Annotated in this window: 13 protein-coding genes and 1 tRNA gene; 4 read left to right on the top strand and 10 right to left on the bottom strand. The window is 49.4% G+C overall.

What is annotated here, in order from left to right:
- Nucleotides 1-107: 107 nt before the first annotated feature.
- Entirely contained in the window at nt 108-1319 is a 1212-nt protein-coding gene (locus HY879_20860; protein MBI5605791.1) for a type II toxin-antitoxin system HipA family toxin, read from the bottom strand.
- Complete coding sequence (locus HY879_20855; protein ID MBI5605790.1) at nt 1319-1564, bottom strand: helix-turn-helix transcriptional regulator; 246 nt, start codon at nt 1562-1564, stop codon at nt 1319-1321. The genes HY879_20860 and HY879_20855 overlap by 1 nt, the downstream gene beginning before the upstream one ends.
- Nucleotides 1565-1673: 109 nt before the next feature.
- Between HY879_20855 and HY879_20850 the strand changes: the two genes are divergently transcribed.
- Nucleotides 1674-1832, top strand: coding sequence for a hypothetical protein (locus tag HY879_20850; GenBank protein MBI5605789.1), 159 nt, complete (start codon nt 1674-1676; stop codon nt 1830-1832).
- Between the two features lie 32 nt (nt 1833-1864).
- Here the strand turns inward: HY879_20850 and HY879_20845 are convergent, their stop codons facing one another.
- Nucleotides 1865-2521 (bottom strand): thymidylate synthase, encoded by a 657-nt coding sequence (locus tag HY879_20845; protein MBI5605788.1) that lies wholly within the window; start codon nt 2519-2521, stop codon nt 1865-1867.
- 180 nt (nt 2522-2701) lie between these two features.
- Between HY879_20845 and HY879_20840 the strand changes: the two genes are divergently transcribed.
- Together HY879_20840 and HY879_20835 are read left to right on the top strand one after the other, a co-directional pair.
- Nucleotides 2702-3469, top strand: coding sequence for a 3',5'-cyclic-nucleotide phosphodiesterase (locus HY879_20840; protein MBI5605787.1), 768 nt, complete (start codon nt 2702-2704; stop codon nt 3467-3469).
- 44 nt (nt 3470-3513) lie between these two features.
- On the top strand, nt 3514-5505 hold the full coding sequence (locus HY879_20835; GenBank protein MBI5605786.1) for an adenylate/guanylate cyclase domain-containing protein: 1992 nt from the start codon (nt 3514-3516) through the stop codon (nt 5503-5505).
- Between the two features lie 32 nt (nt 5506-5537).
- Here the strand turns inward: HY879_20835 and HY879_20830 are convergent, their stop codons facing one another.
- The 7 genes from HY879_20830 to HY879_20800 form a co-directional block, all read right to left on the bottom strand.
- Nucleotides 5538-9659, bottom strand: a complete 4122-nt coding sequence (locus HY879_20830; GenBank protein ID MBI5605785.1) for an SBBP repeat-containing protein — start codon at nt 9657-9659, stop codon at nt 5538-5540.
- Between the two features lie 153 nt (nt 9660-9812).
- Entirely contained in the window at nt 9813-11252 is a 1440-nt protein-coding gene (locus tag HY879_20825; GenBank protein MBI5605784.1) for a FecR domain-containing protein, read from the bottom strand.
- 9 nt (nt 11253-11261) lie between these two features.
- On the bottom strand, nt 11262-12791 hold the full coding sequence (locus tag HY879_20820) for a tetratricopeptide repeat protein (protein MBI5605783.1): 1530 nt from the start codon (nt 12789-12791) through the stop codon (nt 11262-11264).
- An 80-nt stretch (nt 12792-12871) separates the two neighbouring features.
- The gene (locus tag HY879_20815) at nt 12872-13420 is read right to left on the bottom strand and encodes a response regulator (GenBank protein ID MBI5605782.1); all 549 of its coding nucleotides are present in this window, start codon (nt 13418-13420) and stop codon (nt 12872-12874) included.
- Nucleotides 13421-13433: 13 nt separating this feature from the next.
- The gene (locus HY879_20810) at nt 13434-13958 is read right to left on the bottom strand and encodes a response regulator (protein ID MBI5605781.1); all 525 of its coding nucleotides are present in this window, start codon (nt 13956-13958) and stop codon (nt 13434-13436) included.
- Between the two features lie 16 nt (nt 13959-13974).
- Entirely contained in the window at nt 13975-15528 is a 1554-nt protein-coding gene (locus HY879_20805; GenBank protein MBI5605780.1) for a GAF domain-containing protein, read from the bottom strand.
- Between the two features lie 437 nt (nt 15529-15965).
- A tRNA-Leu gene (locus tag HY879_20800) sits at nt 15966-16052 on the bottom strand.
- A 342-nt stretch (nt 16053-16394) separates the two neighbouring features.
- Here HY879_20800 and HY879_20795 point away from each other — a divergent pair.
- Nucleotides 16395-16758: riboflavin biosynthesis protein RibF (locus tag HY879_20795; GenBank protein ID MBI5605779.1), on the top strand; the 364-nt coding region annotated here is incomplete at its 3' end.

The following is a 16758-nucleotide window of genomic DNA, read 5'->3' as shown; positions in this document are numbered from 1 at the left end:
AATCTGCCGATCCGAGTCGATCTGCGTCCAAAAAGGAAATTCTTATACTATCGAGTTAACTGCGCTTGAACCTATACAGTCAGCACCATCTTGCCCTCCACCCCGGCCTAAGCCCCACCCCCATTAGAAACCAGACCCCTTACACCTTCGTTCCACTCCGACATTATCCGTTCACCAACCTCACGGAACTCGGGGTGTTCGGCCATGTAGGCCGAGACCATTCCCCGCGTTTCTGTTATCGCCTCAGCCATTCGATTGAAAGTGTTGGAGACCACTCCGGCCGGCAGCGAGAGATGGGCCACGGCAAAGCGCTCCAGCATCTTGCGTGGCCACCATTTCTTGGTTCCCGATAGAGAAAGGGCGGGCACGTCTTTTTTGATATAAGCCGTTGTGGTCACCACGTCGTACACCGGAGCGAGCGTCACAGCGCCGAGCGGGGAGGCGTACAACACACCGAAATTCTTTAAGTGGCCGTCACCGTTTCGCAGCATAACCGACAACACCAACGATGCATAAAACTGCTCTCTGGCCGCCATCAGGTGCTCGCCGGAGACAAAGTCCTTGATGCTCTTCGCCACCCGTTCATAGCTGCTGGCGTACTTTTGAGCGGTCCCATGGGCCTGGAGGCAGCACATATCCTCGAAACCGATGGAGTCGCCATTGGGCGTGACGTCGAAACGGCGCATAATGAAAAGGCCGCCATTATCCGAGAGGTAGAATTCCGGCACCGGCAGCCCCGCTCGTCTCACCGCGGTCATGCAGAAATACTCGTTGGCGGCCAAATACGGGTAATCCGTGCCCCACGACTTGACGATATAGCCCGCAGACGACAACGTGCCGCGCTCCGTGGCTTCCAGCATAACCTTGGGTTGGATTCCTGAAATCCCGGAGTGGAGGGCATACCTGGCCATCAACTCATGAAAGAGCTCCCGACTGTCGGGGTAGGAAAGCAGTTCGTGGAGGGATTCGGGCGTTTCCTGTATCTGTGGCGACTTGTCTCCGGTGAGAGAAAAACGGTTCCTCCCCACCTGATTTCCCCCGGTCACCCGGAGGATCGCCAGGTCATCCTCTCCCACCACCTTGGCAATAGCCAGTCGAATTGTCTCGAGAAGTGCCCCCTCCGGCAGGTTCATCTGAAATATGGGGTGCAGTTCACGGCTCAGCCAACTCGCCAAACGCACGGGCATGGTCAGGGATACCTGGACATCCGCCCCGGCTTCCGGGGAGTAGGCAAAGACATATTCCCGGCCCCGCTCCCGGGCCAGAAGGCCGGACCGCTTGCCCGCGGCCCACACGGCAAGTGACGAAACACCCCCCATCAGAGAATCTCCTCGTTACGTAGCTCCTCCAACGTCGGCGGTTTGCCCGCCGGCCGGACCCTCAACTCCAGTCCCAGGAAGTCGAGCAGCCGTATCAGTTTCCGAACGCCGATCTCCTGAACCGTGCCATTCTCAATCTGCCCGATGGTGGTACGACTCATGCCCAGAATTTTTGCCAACTCCTCCTGGGTGATCTTGCGGCTCTTCCGCACCTCCCGGATTTCTTTACCGATATAAAAAAGCATAATTTTGCATTATATATGGTGTATTATTTCAGTCAAGAATAAAAAGAATTGTTTATAATGCAAATAGCGTCCCACCTTGGTCTGTTCCAAGGGCTGGAAGTAAATCTAAATGGAGCAGCTTCTCCATTTGGTGGGACTTTTTCATCCCCTGCTCTATGCCGGTTTATCCCGGCGCTTTCGGCCCGACCCAATGCTCAATGCTACTATTTCTTCGAAGCAGTGGCAGCAATACCCCCGGATTCCCGTCTATAATGAAATTCTTATTTAAATCAAATTAGTTAAAAGGGACATGCTCACACCTCACGCCTTCTTAAGTGCTCGAAGTCTGGCCAGCTCCCAGGCATAGTCATAAAGGTGAAGCCCTTTGCTGGCCGCAACGATCTCCCCATCCCCTACCCCGATCTCCTGGGCCATGTACTCCTTAAGGTGCTGGATGGCCGCCAGGTTGGCCGGAAAGCCGTTCCATAAATCCCAGGAACGGAAGTAGACGAAGAAATGGAGCCGGCCGTCACGGATCCGGGTGTCGATCCCCCGCAAACAAGGCGGGTCGTTTAAAAAGATGGTCTGGGGATCCCCCACGGTCATAAAGGCCTGATTGGTCCCATAGCCCTCTTCCCGGTACATGCGGATGACCTCCTGGATCTGCGGCTCCAGGTACTGCCCATAGGTATAATCCTCATTGGGTTGTTTGACCGAGGTCATCAGGTAAGGCAGATACTGCTCCACATAGCCTTCGGCCACCGGGTTGGGGATACCGAGAGTCGGAGGAATGTCCGGGATCAAGGGACGGGTCCCCGGATATTTGATGTGCACCGTCAGATAATCGAACTCCAGCCGTTTCTGCCCGGCACAACTGCCCCGGTCGATGACATATTCCTGCCCGTGGTCCAGAATTTCATAGACACACTGAAACCAGGCATCCGGTAAATCCCGGGCCTTGATAAAATGAAGGTTCATATTGGTGTTCCTTCCCCTTCCTGATAACAATATTTTGTTCTTAATAGAGAAAAACTATAGGTTAGGTAGTTTTGAGGGTCAAGAAGAAAGATACAGTCTTAAAGCATCTATTAAGATTGACATTAAGAATATTGGAGCTATATTGTTATGATCATTATGTAATTGAGAGGATCGCCCGATATGAACATCAAGGTTCTGGGATCATCGGGATCCGTGGCCCAGGGGAAAAATACCGCTGCTTTTCTAATAGATGGTTTTTTGCTTTTAGATGCAGGAACCATCTCCCTTTCTTTAAGCAGTAACGACCTTTCCAAAATAACCCATATCTTCCTTACCCATGCCCATCTGGACCATATAAAAGGTATCCCCTTTCTGATAGACAATCTGGCCATGAAAAAGCAAAAAAAGTTCATTACCATTTATAGCGGTAGGCCGGTAATTCAAGATCTCAAAAAACACATTTTTAATAACCGGATTTGGCCGGACTTCTCGAAGATCCCTTCTCAACAACAAGCTCTCCTTCGGTATCATCCTATTTCAATTGATGAAATTATATCGATCGGCCATTATCGCATTTATCCTGTTCAGGTCAACCACACGGTACCGGCCTATGGATACCTGGTTGAAGATCCCGACAGGAATGCCCTGGTCTATCCTGGGGATTCAGGTCCCACTGAAAAAATTTGGGAGATCATGAAGGGACATCGGGTCTCGGGTTTGATCGTGGAAGTCTCCTTCCCAAATGCCCTTAAAAAACTGGCTCTTCAATCAGGGCATCTCACGCCTTCCCTTCTCAAAGGAGAGATTCAGAAAATGTCCGTCATGCCCAAGAAGATTTTCATTACCCATCCCAAAACGCTCTATAAAAAGACGATTGAAAAAGAATTAAACTCCTTAAAAGGCACTGTTTTCGAAATTCTGGATGATGGTCGGGAAATCAAAATTTAGAAGCCCGTTTTTATTTTTTATGGAGCGGGATAGAAGAAAAAACGATGAAGGCTGCGCCCGGAAAGACAGGAACAACGATTAAAACTAATCTCATTATCGGCCTGGCCTTCACCCTGGTGGTCTCTTTCTTAATGTGGATCCGTTGGTCCCCCATAGAAACCTTTGAGGAAAAATTTTACGACTGGCGTTTTAAAATTCGGGGGACCATAAAGGCCCCGAAGGATATCGCCATTGTCGCCATTGATGAAAAAAGTCTGGAGAAATTAGGACGATGGCCCTGGACCCGCAATCGTCTTGCAGAGGTCATAAAGAGACTCGACCAGTCCGGTGCCGAACTGATCGTCCTGGACATCATACTGAGTGAAAAGGAAAACCATGATCCCCTTCTGGGAAAGGCCCTAAGGGAAAACGGTTTTACCTTGGTTCCCATAAACTTTGATTGTGGTCGAGGGAATATAAAAAGCCCTCTTAGCAATCCAATGCTGATTCAAGGCGCCTTTCAAACCATCACCCATCGCGAACGATTCAATCAATTCTCTCCCTTTCGAGGGAAAAAGGTCACAGTTCCGGTCCCGGAAATCCTTCAGGGAGCCATGGCATTAGGACACATCAATATATTCGCCGACCGGGATGGCACCTTACGCTGGGAAACTCTGGCGGTTGAATACGATGGTTTTCTCTTCCCTTCCATAGACCTCGTGGCCGCAGCCCTTTTTCTGGGCGTTCCTTCGGATCGCCTGGTGTTAAAGGCCGCAGAAGGGGTCCTCTTAGGCCAGAAAAGAAACATTCCCACCGATCCCTATGGTCGGATGCTGATTCACTATTATGGTCCCAAAGAGACCTTTAAGCATATATCGATATCCGATATCCTGGATGGAACGGTCGGGCCGGAATCCCTGCAAGGGAAAATCGTCCTGGTGGGAGTCACCGCCCCTGGGGCCTCTGATCTAAGAGTAACCCCCTTTTCTCCAGACATGGCCGGTGTTGAAAAACACGCCAATGTGATCGGGTCGATCTTGGAAAATAAATTGCCAAGACGAATGGCATTCCCGGTCAATTTAATTATTCTTTGGGGGGTGAGTGTTCTCTCCATCCTTTTAATCATACGCCTTAAAGCCGCCAGGACTTCTGTCATGATCCTATTGACTATCCTGCTGATCCTGTTGACCGGCTATTTCGTTTTTACCTCCTGGGGGATCTGGATGAATATCGCCTATCCTTCCTTCAATATTCTCTTCATTTTCGTCAGTAGTATGGCCTGTAATTATGCCACCGAAGAACGATATGCCAGAAGAATCCGGACCATGTTTTCCAGTTATGTCACCGAGCGGGTGGTTAATGAACTGATCAAGAATCCGGAGATGGCCCGTTTGGGGGGCGAACGACGGGAGGTGACCGTCCTTTTTTCAGACATTTTTAATTTTACCGACTTTTCAGAGAAGAACGCCCCGGAAGAAGTGGTGTCCATCCTGAATGAATATCTGGAGGCCATGATCGAGGTGATTTTTCACTGGGAAGGAACCCTTGACAAATTTATCGGCGATGCCATCGTTGCCTTCTGGGGTGCGCCATTAAGACAGGATAACCAGGTCGAACTGGCGGTCCGCTGTGCCTTGCACATGGTTAAAAAATTAGAAGCCCTCCAGGATAAATGGAGAGCCGAAGGCAAACCTGTCTTGACTTCAGGAATCGGCATTAATAGCGGTGATGTCTTGGTTGGCAATATCGGGGCCGAAGGGAAAAAAATGGATTACACGATCATTGGGGATCATGTCAATCTTGGTGCCAGAGTGGAATCCCTGACCAGAAAATATAAAACCCAGATTCTGATCACCGAATTTACCCTGAATAAAATCCGGCAAGATCTGCAGAATGGGGGTTTTGGACACATAGAGATCAAAGGCCTGGAAAAAGTGATCGTCAAAGGAAAAAAATTGCCTGTCCGGATATATGGCCTTTCATCCCGTGATGGGGATGCAGGATGTATGCTGATAGAATGTCCGGAAGACCGGATTGTCGCCTTTTCAGATAAATAATTGGGTTTCCGTTTTCAAAAGGGTTCGCCTCCTCATGGATGGTGTATTTTCCAACTCAGATCGCCAACCAACCCTGAAGGGCCATGAAGAAAAGCGGTGAGTCCTCTCATCTGCCAGATATAAATTTGGCCGATTGTAGCATGACGCCAGAGAATATCGGCCTTCCCGTCCCCATTGAAATCGCCAACTCCATTGATTTCCCAGTTAAGATCACTGACCAGTGCCGCTCGGCCCTGGGAGGCAATCGCGGCCCCGTTCATCAACCAGACATAGACCTCCCCGGTAACAACATGACGCCAGAGGATGTCGTATTTACCGTCCCCGTTGAGGTCCCCAACCCCTTTGATCTCCCAGTTAAGATCACTGACCAGACCCACTGAGCCCCAGGAGACAATTGAAACCCCATTCATTTCCCAGAGATTAACCTCTCCGGTGATGCTGTCGCGCCAGAGGATATCGGCGAAACCGTCGCCGTTAAAATCACCAATTCCTTTAATCTCAAAGTCCGGAGGGGCCCCCCCTGGAGAACCGGTCAGAATTGGGGTCAGACCGTCCATAAACCATAGGTAAAGCTGCCCCGTAGCAGCCTGCTGCCAAAGAATATCCGCCTTTCCATCTCCGTTAAAATCATTCCGAATATAATACGGATCAACCACCACGACCTGATGATCGGCAGACAGATTGGTAAATTTAATTGAACAGACGGCCCCGATGGAAACGCCATCGACTCTTACCTCTTTGATATAGCCAGTCGGTGAATCCAATCCAGTATCCAGAATCACCTCTGAACCGGTATTAAACGTCCCGGTGCAGGTGGTGCCACAATTGATTCCAGCAGGAGTGCTGGTGACCGTTACCGGTCCGGTGGTGACAACGGTAATGGTATAAGCCAGCCGGGCGGCGGAATAATGCTGGGTCTGATTGGCCGTTACACCGGCATATATGGTCAAAGGCGGGGTAAAGGTATAGCCGGTCTTGACCGGAGTCACCGTTCCCGACCACCCGTAGCTGACTGTTGCCGAATAAGACCCACCAGCGGCAGTGATCGGACTACCCGGCAGACCGGTTAACATTACGCCACCAAGTCCAGATCCCCCGGCCGTAACCGTCCCGGAAATGGTCAGATCCGGAAGAGAGATGGATACCGATAATCCGCTGGACCATGAAGAAATAAAACCGGTATCCAGTGCGCAGCGTGCCATAACCTTGACCGTATAGTTCCCAGCGGAAGCCCATGATTTTGAGGCGCTGGTGGTCCCTACAGCCAACCAGCCGGAATCGGTCCCATCCCCCCAGTCCATGAGATACTGTAGGGAATGACCGAAACTGGAAGTGGATCCTCCGGTGGAATAGGTATATAGGTTGACAATAGTTCCACTGGTAGAACCACTGGGTGTATTGGGGGTGGAGATGGTCTCGGCGATTAAAGTGATAACAGCACTGTAAGCCGATGACCAGTTTCCGGTCACATCTTTAAATTTCACATATACTGTTTTCGGCCCGCTGCCGGAACTTAGGGTCCAGGACCTGGTGACGGCAAATGCCTCTGGAGCTGAATAGGTAACATTATCATTGGAAAACTGCATCTGGGAGCAGCCGCTCCCTGAATCGTTGCAGGTGAGGCTCAAGGTGACTGCCGGTGAGGTTGTGGAAGCGGCCCCCCCGTTGATCTGAATCGATCCCGTGGGGGCAGTGGGATCGGCCGTTGTGAAGTGCCAGGCAGATGACCAACCGCTGGTCCCTCCGCTGCTGGTGGCATTTACCTGCCAATAATAAGTCGAATAATCAGATAGACCCGAAAGGGGATAAGAAAGACTGGTGATCCCGGCTTGATCGGCAACGGAATGGGCAAAGGAGGAATCCGTCGATACCTGTATCCTGTAGGAATCAGCCCCGGAAGAGGCTGCCCAGTTTAGGGTTGGGCTGGTTGAAAGACCCGTGGCGCCATCCGCCGGTGAGGTCAAAGTTGGAGCCGGAGGCGGGGATATCGATTCGGAGATTTTTAGAATAAAGACGTCTTTATTACCCCCATTTGTCCCCTGGATAGGATTTTGGGTGGGAAAATCGCTGGAGACGGTATAGCCTGTGACATAGACATTACCACCAGGGTCCACGGCAAGGCCATAACCACGATCATCATCACTTCCGCCGAGATAGGTTGAATAGACCAGGGCCGAACCAGCGGGGTTGATCTTGGCGATAAAAGCATCCCAACTCCCGGCGAGAGCCCCCTGGATGGGATTTAAGGTGGGAAAGTCTATGGAGTCGGTATAGCCGGTGACATAGGCATTGCCAGCGCTATCCACAGTAATACCTTTGCCCCAATCCTCACCCCACCCCCTGAGGTAGGTAGAATAGACCAGGGCCGAACCGGCGGGATTGATCTTGGAAATAAAGGCATCATAACTTCCCCCGGCCGATCCCTGGATGGGATTCAGGGTAGGGAAGTCATTGGAAGTGGTATAGCCGGTAACATAGGCATTATCGGCCCCATCCACGGCAATACCATTACCATGGTCCTCAGCACTCCCTCCGAGAAAGGTGGAATAGACCGGGGCTGAACCGGATGGATTGATCTTGATAAGAAAGGCATCCCAACTCCCGGCGAGTGTCCCTTGGATAGGATTATGAACAGGGAAATCAGCGGAGTTGGTTTCGCCAGCAATATAAGCATTGCCGGAAGGGTCCAGGGCAATACCATTGCCCCAATCCTCCCCGCTCCCTCCGAGAAAGGTGGAATAAACCAGCACCGAACCCGTGGGATCGATCTTGGTGATAAAGGCATCCCATCCCCCGCCAAAAGTCCCCTGGATAGGATTTTGAATCGGAAAATCGTTGGAGTTGGTTTGGCCGGTGACACAAGCATTACCAGCATTATCAACGGCAATACCTTTGCCCCAATCCTCCCCGCTACCTCCGAGATAGGTAGAATAGACCAGGGCCGAACCCGTGGGGTCGATCTTGGTGACAAAGACGTCCCATCCCCCGCTAAAAGTCCCCTGGATAGGATTTTGAATCGGAAAATCGCCGGAGTCGGTTTGGCCGGTGACATAGACATTGCCGGAGCTGTCTACTGTGATACCATAGCCATAATCATAGCCGCTACCTCCGAGAAAGGTAGAATAAACCAGCACCGAACCGGATGGATTGATCTTAGCAACAAAGACGTCCCATCCCCCGTTAAAAGTCCCCTGGATAGGACTTTGGGTGGGAAAACTACTGGAGGAGGTAAAGCCGGTGATATAGGCATTCCCTGAGTTGTCCACCGCAATACCCTCGCCACTTTCGCCTAATTCTCCATTTCCCCCAAGGTAGGTGGAATAAACCAGAGAAAAGGTCGGATCGATAGTCAGGGGAAGGGATCTGTCGTACATGCCAACCTTGAAGCCATAGGAGTCTTTATCCAGACCGTAGGCGACTTGGACATATTCCTTCTTTCCATTTTTTTCCTGAAAGGCTATGGGTTTGGAAAATCGGGCCATTTTTTGGCCAAAGCAGATCTCCAGTTCCCCTCGGGGATTGATTTTCAGGGCGCCGGCGCTTTCAATGGCCAGTTTAATGTCTTGGGGATCACCCCCTGCTCTGACCGTAAAGATCTTCTCCACTTTATTGCCGTGGGCAACTAAATGTAGATCGATTTTCGGGTAGACTTCCCCCAGGCTGATTTGATTATAGACCGGGAGATGGGTCTGCCACTTGGCCGGGTCATTACCTAAAAAATAACTGACCCTGGTCTGGGAGGGATCCCGGCCTTGAGGAGGAGCGGGTGAAGCCTCCAGGAGCTTTTCTTTAATGGTGTGGACTTGAAGGTCCTCAGGTGAAGGACCTTTTGTACCGGCCTCAGGCTTTGCCTCAGAAAAAGGCAGGCAGTAGCCCATTTCACCAGACTTTGTGACAAAGAAATTTCCTCTAAAGGTCCGGGCATAGAAGCGAACATTTTCATCGGCCACCTGACCTTGATTGAGGATAAAAGGTATCTGTATCTTATAGGCCCTGGTCAGGATGATTTTCTTTTTCTCTTCAGAAATGAGTGGGGTTTGTCTACCAGCCGCTTTGATAGAATCATTAAACCTTTTAGAATGAGACAGGGGCGTCTCCAAACGACTTAGATTAGTCTGTAAAGAATCCCCGGGTTTTTTAAGTTGCCCGTCCATCTTCTCTGACGAAGAGAAATTGAAAGAAGGGCCAAAGTCTTGTTTTTGAGAAATCAGAAAAATAATCAAAAAATTGGTTAACAAAAAAAATAAAAGGAGCCCCCAAAAAGATCGCCTTCGCATGGATGTTCCCCACTATTGATGAATAAATAGTTATCTTGCCGTTCCTGATCCTGTCCCTGAAAGGGTGCCGGTTCCGATGGTCCCGGACGCCGAGCCGGAAAAATTCACCGGTCCGGTGTAAGAGCTGCCGGTCAGAGTACCGGCTCCATTGTTGACCACCGCATTCCAGGAGGTGCCGTTCCAAAACCGGAACTGAAAATCGGCACTTACCCCGCGACCACTGCTCAGCCTGATGGGGGAGTTGGTGATATTGTCCCTGTTCAGACCGGTACCGAAGGTGTATTGTCCGCTGATCGCCCCTGTGTTCCAGGTAGTCGGTTTTTGACCGGTGGAAGGAGCCATGAAGACGACATTGTTCATCATGACGGACATAAAGTTGACCGCCCCAGCCGAACCGGCAACCAATGAGCCTGAAAGGCTTATCCTGCCGACCTCTACGGGGGGTGGTGGCGGAGGAGGTGGAGGTGGTGGCGGAGGAGGTGGAGGAGGAGGTGGTGGCGCCGGCGGTGGTGGCGGTGAGGGCGAGGGAGACGGTTCCGGCTTGGATGAAAACTTGTCGGCTATTTCTGGTTTATAATCGGTGACCGGTTGAGGCGTATAAACATCGATTATAGTCGAAGCCCCTGATACGGAATAGGTGGCCTGGTTATATTCGGTCGCCGAGAAATTCCCGGCACCTTCCCCGGCAATAATGGCTATCTGGGGGGCTTCTGAGGGGGCGCCACCAAATCCACCAGGACCCGGCTCCCCTTCGAGCTTCTTCTCCAACGGGAGCATATTTCTTTCAATATTCTGCTTCATTCCTTCCGAAGCCTGCTGGGCCGGTAAGGGTGGGTTGTTTGGGGTTACTATGGTGAATTGGCCGGGCATCAGGGTAATGATGATATTGGGGAACTGCGGATTAAAGACCCGGATGATGCCTTCCTGGGCAAAGATCCCGGTCAGGTTGCCTTGTTTGAAGACCGTATACTGAGATCCCCTGACACCGGCCACGGCATTGTGGGTATGGATCTCAAATTGGTTGGCCTCCGGCGAGAGGGAAATACGCCTGGCCACTTCCTTATCCACCGTGGCCTCAACCATGCCCCTGATCAGCTTGATTTTCCCCCTGGCCTGCGCTGAATCGGCAAAATATTCACTGATGTCCACACGGGTACGTTGGGCCAGCTTTAAGACATTCTTGTCGATAAAAACAATCTCGGCCCGGGAATGGCTCTTGGTCCGGACAATGTCCTTGACATAAACCGGATCATTAATCTTGACCGTTTTGGCTGGCAGGGCTCCTCCTCTGAGGACGTTCACTTGGCCTTCCACCAGAGCAAATCGGCCGACTCCTTCAGCCGCTTCCAGAGAGATGGGTTGAAAAATAATCCCAGGGAATAAGAAAGCTAAGGTAAAAAAGAAGAGAACACTGTTTTTAAAAAGGTCAGTAATGGATTTACCCAACCCGGAAGTACGGGAGTTGAACATGATCCCTCCTCAAAAACTGAATTGAATCCCTAGGGTAAAAACATTTCTCTCATAATCATAAATAAAAAGGTTGGAATCGGCTTTAGCCCGATAATATTGGAGATTCAGCGTAACATCTTTCCAAAGTTCCCATATCAGGCCGATTGTACCGGAATAGGTCTTTTCATTTCTCTTTATCCCAAAAATAGAATGGGTCCGGGTATAGTCCTGGTAAAAAAGCTCCCCGGAAAGAGAAAGGGATACCTTATCTCGAATCGGGATCATCAGGTTGAGATTAAAACGATGTCCGTTATTCTCCCAGTTCTTTCCATCGGTCAGGTCCCAGGTAAACTCATACACCAGATTCAGAGACCCTTTTTCCCAAAAGCTATGGCTGTATCCGAGAGAGCCGATGAAAATATGGGCATCCCGGTCCTCATCACTGAATAAAGCAGGCTGAACCATCCATCTCCTGGCATAACCGACTGAAATATGACCTAAATGATTGGGAAGAAGATTAATGCTTAAGCTTGGTCGGGCCGACATAACCCCCAGATACTGGGTGCCGGAGAGCCAGACATGACTGTAAGTAACCGGCAGGGTTAGTGCACTCTTTCCGAAATTGTAACCCGGATTCAAAGAAAAGGTCTGGTTAAGCAGATTATGAGTAGTAGTATTGAAATAGCTATTGGCATAAAGCGTGTATTGGTTACTGAAGAACCAGTTTCCCTCCAGAAGGGGATTGTAATAAGCCCTCAGGCTGGTGATAATACTGCTGTCCCTGTCCCCGGTAATCACCACTCCCGGAATGACCCCGGTAGGTTTCAGGACCACATTGTCGTCATACTGATAAGCTACTCCGACCGAGGCCCCCCATTGTTTGTATTTTTCCAGATTTCTTTCGATATCGGCCTCATATTCTCTGGCCAATGGGGAGAGAGCGGAGTCAGGATCTCCTTGAATAATAGCCTGCAGCAGCTCTCTGGATCGTTTGAATTTCCTGTCCTTGGCATAGGCTACAGCTATTTGAAAATCGGCCGAAGATTTTAAGAATTGGTCCTTTGCCTTGGCTTTTTGAAAGGCCTTAATCGCTTCCTGATTATGATCCTCCTTTAAAAGGACCATTCCCTCTAAAAAGAACAGACGACCGGAACTGAACCCTTGTTTTTCAGCCTTGATTAACCAATCCTTAGCCGATTTAAGGTCATTCAAATCATAAAGGGTTTCGATCAGCTCAAGAAAAGCCTCCTTTGCGAAGGGGTTCTTCTGGATGGCTTCCATGAACCTCTGGGCAGCTTCTTGAAAATTGCCGGTCTGCCTGTAGGTCAGACCTAAATAATAAGCAATTTCAGAAGAATCAGATTCTTCCCGCCTGGCCTGATTGAAGAGCTCTAAAGCCTCTTCGTAATTTTCTAAGTTATACTCGTTAACCCCTTTTTGAAACCAATTCTCACCGGCATAGAGGAACAAAGGATAGATCAAGCCATGGAAAAATAATAAAAAAGAAAAGGAGATCAAAAAGGAAAGGAGAAATCGAAGATTCTTCACTGTCAGATTCATAGCAAGCATCTCCCTCTATTTTTTGGTCTCTTTTTTTTTTTGACTGGTGGAGGGTCAAAGGGCCGGTTCTTTCGGTCTTTTCAATATAACCCCAATTTCTGAGTAGGGGTATTAACATAGGACGTGCCGTCCGATTCCAATTTATCGTTAAAATCCTTCCAGAATTTACTTTCCGGTTTCTGCCAATCTGGCCCGAACCGTATATTGAAAAAATCCCCCAATTTTTCAAATAATCGTTTCCAGCCCGGCAGGTTTTCATAGCGGATAACGTCTTCCAGAAAGGGGACGAGTTCTCCTAATTTTTCTTTAGGAAGATAGGCCCTGGCCCCCATCTCGATGGACCGTTTCAAGGCCTCCGGGGAAAGGGCATGGGCCGTCAGCATGGCTACCGGAAAATTCCGTTTTATCGCCAGACTCAAGAGGTCAAACCCGCGAACCCCCATAATGTCAAGGATCACCAGGTCATAGGTCCAGGAAACCATTCTATCCACCGCAGCCTGGTACGTGGTTGCCGTTTCCAATTGGCAATCCGGACAGGCATCAGCGATCTCCGCCTCGATAATGGTCAACACGTCCTGTTCGTCATCAACAGCCAAAATACGCTGATCGGTTAATAAGGTTTCCTTCATAATACCTCCTTTTTTATTTGATAAGAACCCGATCATATTGGCCTTTGATGTTGCTGCTGAAATCCCGCCAAAAACGGTCTTCCGATTTCTTCCAATTCGGCCCGAACCGGTCATCAAAAAAATCGTCTAATTTACCGAAAAGCCTGTTCCAACTGGCAGGGGCCTCGAACTCCAGAATATCCTCCAGAAAGGGAACGATTTCTCCGAGTTTCTCTTTGGGGAGATAGGCCCTGGCCCCCATCTCGATGGACCGTTTCAAGGCCTCCGGGGAAAGGGCATGGGCAGTCAGCATGGCTACCGGAAAATTCCGTTTTATCGCCAGACCCAAGAGGTCAAACCCACGAACCCCCATAATGTCAAGAATGACGACATGGTAATTCCAGGAGTTCAACATCTCTTGGGCGGCCTCAAAAGAAGTGACCTTGTCGATCAGGCAATCCAGGCAGGCCTCCAAAATTTCCTCTTCCACCAGCCTCAAGACATCCGGCTCATCGTCTACAACCAGTATCCTTTTGCCATTTAAAATTGATTCTGACATCTTCTGTTTTTTCCTTTCATTGTTTAATTGGAAAAGAGAGACAAAAAATGCTCCCTCCCGAGGTCAGACAGTCTTCCACCCTTTGACAAAAAGGACAATCGGAGATCTTTCCCGGGCAAAGGTCTCCGTTATCAGGAATGTGCATACACCGACGGCTTTCCACCGAAAGATCAAACCCGAATCGTTGTCCATAGAGTTTGGCCTGAAGAAGGCCCAGACCCTTGCCGCCGGCATAAAAATCATAAGGTTTTTTGGAAGTATACAGGTCCGTTTCCTGGGTATGAAACAATCCGTCAAACAGGGATTTCTGGTTCTCTTCGGTGATTCCGATGCCGAAATCTTCTATCCTGATAAAGAGTTGCCTATTTCCTTTTTCCCATCGAATCCGAATCATTCCTTCATCCGGTGTGTTTTCAATGGCATTCTTAACCAGACTGACCAAGACCTCTTTTAAAATAATGGGGTCCATGGATATCATGAGGTCCAACGCCCCCCCTACCTCGATGGTGACCGAACGGTGACTCCTCTGATCCCTGGTGCTCTCCAGAATCTCCTGAATGAATGATGCAGGAAACATTTCCTCCCGCGTGGTCTCTTTACCGTGAATCTGTTCTTGTACCCATTGGGCTACCATTTCCCAATGCTTATGGATCTCCCCGGTAATCCGAAAGGATCTTTTCAATCTCTCCCACAATTGTTCTGTTTCTTTTAGAATGAAGGTTTCTTCTAATGCCTGGTTGGAGCGGATGATTTTATCGGTTTCCTGTTGTATCTCCAGGAGACGTCTCAAGTGCTTCTCAAAGGTATCAAAAAAAGACTCCTCGACGAGTTGGCTTTCTTGTTTTTGACATTTGCGCTTCAGGATCCGGAGGCTGCCCTGGATAACCGACAATGGGGTCCTCAGTTCGTGAGAAAGATGATCCAGTGCCTTATCCTTAACCTGGTTAAGGCGCTTAAGCTCTTGACGGGTTTGTTCCAGGGCCTCCAGTCGGGCCTTTTGAAGCTGGGCCATTTCCAGGAAGACGGCCGCATGATTGGCAAAGGTCCTTAAAAAGACCTCATCTTCATTAGTAAAAAACCCTTCAATGGCATTAAGGAGCTGGATGACACCCAATATATGCCGATCCCTTGTAAAAATAGGCAGGCATAAAATGCTCCGGGTTCTATATCCGGTATCCAGATCAATCTGTTTGTTAAACCTGTGATCCTCGTAGGCATCCCTCAGATTAAGTGTAGCAGCCTTTTGAAAAACAAAACCCGCTATTCCTTCCTTAGCGGACAGGCGGATGATACGCCCCTCGATGCCCAGGGCCACCGTGGTCCAGAGCTCATCCCGAACCGGATCATGCAAAAAGATACTGCACCGATCTGCTTTCATCAGGGCTGTTGCTTTTTGAGCGATTTGATATAGGAGGGATTCTACTTGCAGGTCGGAACTGATCAGTTGTCCCAGTTCCAAAAGAGACTGAAGTTTACGGTTCTGTTCGTCTGGATCTTGGAGGTGATCTTCACTCCGGCGAATAAAATGCCTTCGCTCTCCCTTGGGGGGGCGAATTTGCTCAGACCTCATCACGGGACACACCATGACCACTATACCTCTTTCCCAAGAGGGTAGATAGGTTTGATGCGAAGGACAGGCTTATCTATAACAGGGATTAAAAACTATTTTATCTTTATAATCAATCGGGCAGATTAGTCAAGAGAAATCTTACGAGGTTAAATCCTAATTCTCCCCTCTCTTTAGTTCGAAAATAGGGCTCAGCGCTTACCGAGTTCTATTTTCATGATTCGTGGTGCCACGCCCCAAAAGGCGGGGCATGGCGGTTTAATACGAAAATGCGGTTCAAGGTTCAAGGTTCAAGGTTCAGGGTTCAAGGTTCAAGGTTGGAGAAACCCATTTTCATGCTTCGTGGTGCCCGCTACAGGCGGACATGAGGCTTTAATATCTTCTTCCCCAATAAAAAGAAACGGGCAAGTTAACTGATACTTGCCCGTTTCTTTCATACCTGGTGCCGAAGAGGGGACTCGAACCCCTACAGGCGTTTGCCTACTAGACCCTGAACCTAGCGCGTCTACCAATTCCGCCACTTCGGCATTAATTATTTGGTTGATTTTTAAAAGTTTTAAAAATATAAATGAATATTTTATTCCTGTCAAGCGGTTTAATAAAAAAACGGTACAAGGTATAGGGTACAAGGTGTAAGGTCTAAACTCCAAAAAACAATCTTGACAGGCTCGAAAAAAGTCTGAGAGAGCCCATTTCCGTCATTCCCGTGAAAACGGGAATCCAGTGTTTTAATTTGTTACATATGGTATGGATTCCCGTCCCCGATTAAGGCATTCGAGGACAGGCTCTGCGCGGGAATGACGAGTTTTTACATAGGCATCAATCTTAAACCTTGTTCCGTGAACCTTGAACCTTGGACTCCTAAATCTATGGGCACCTATTTTTCCGAAATCGAGCAAATAACACAACCCCTGCCTTCCCCGGTATTGACCATTGGAAATTTTGACGGCATTCATCTGGGGCATCAGAGCCTTCTTCAGAAAGTGGAGGAACGGGCACTGGCCCTAAAGGGGACCTCCATGGTCATCACCTTCCACCCCCACCCGGCCCAGGTCTTAAGACCCGGCAAGGCCCCCAGACAGATCGTATCCGATGATAGCAAGATTGAATTGATTTTCCAATACGGCATCCAGGTGGTCCTGTCCATCCCTTTTACCAGGGAATTTTCCCAGATAGCGGCCAGATCCTTTATCCAGGATATATTGGTGGACCAAATCGGGATGAAAGAGATTG

Source organism: Deltaproteobacteria bacterium (genome assembly GCA_016219225.1).
GTDB lineage: Bacteria > Desulfobacterota > RBG-13-43-22 > RBG-13-43-22 > RBG-13-43-22 > RBG-13-43-22.
This window is presented reverse-complemented; position numbering and strand designations above follow the sequence as displayed.

Excerpts from the sequence above, each read along its gene's own strand:
- HY879_20825 (MBI5605784.1), bottom strand. The coding sequence starts at position 11,252 with ATGTTCAACTCCCGTACTTCCGGGTTGGGTAAATCCATTACTGACCTT.
- HY879_20805 (MBI5605780.1), bottom strand. The coding sequence starts at position 15,528 with ATGAGGTCTGAGCAAATTCGCCCCCCCAAGGGAGAGCGAAGGCATTTT.
- HY879_20860 (MBI5605791.1), bottom strand. The coding sequence starts at position 1,319 with ATGGGGGGTGTTTCGTCACTTGCCGTGTGGGCCGCGGGCAAGCGGTCC.
- HY879_20855 (MBI5605790.1), bottom strand. The coding sequence starts at position 1,564 with ATGCTTTTTTATATCGGTAAAGAAATCCGGGAGGTGCGGAAGAGCCGC.
- HY879_20830 (MBI5605785.1), bottom strand. The coding sequence starts at position 9,659 with ATGGACGGGCAACTTAAAAAACCCGGGGATTCTTTACAGACTAATCTA.
- HY879_20840 (MBI5605787.1), top strand. The coding sequence starts at position 2,702 with ATGAACATCAAGGTTCTGGGATCATCGGGATCCGTGGCCCAGGGGAAA.
- HY879_20815 (MBI5605782.1), bottom strand. The coding sequence starts at position 13,420 with ATGAAGGAAACCTTATTAACCGATCAGCGTATTTTGGCTGTTGATGAC.
- HY879_20835 (MBI5605786.1), top strand. The coding sequence starts at position 3,514 with ATGAAGGCTGCGCCCGGAAAGACAGGAACAACGATTAAAACTAATCTC.
- HY879_20845 (MBI5605788.1), bottom strand. The coding sequence starts at position 2,521 with ATGAACCTTCATTTTATCAAGGCCCGGGATTTACCGGATGCCTGGTTT.
- HY879_20820 (MBI5605783.1), bottom strand. The coding sequence starts at position 12,791 with ATGAATCTGACAGTGAAGAATCTTCGATTTCTCCTTTCCTTTTTGATC.
- HY879_20810 (MBI5605781.1), bottom strand. The coding sequence starts at position 13,958 with ATGTCAGAATCAATTTTAAATGGCAAAAGGATACTGGTTGTAGACGAT.
- HY879_20850 (MBI5605789.1), top strand. The coding sequence starts at position 1,674 with ATGGAGCAGCTTCTCCATTTGGTGGGACTTTTTCATCCCCTGCTCTAT.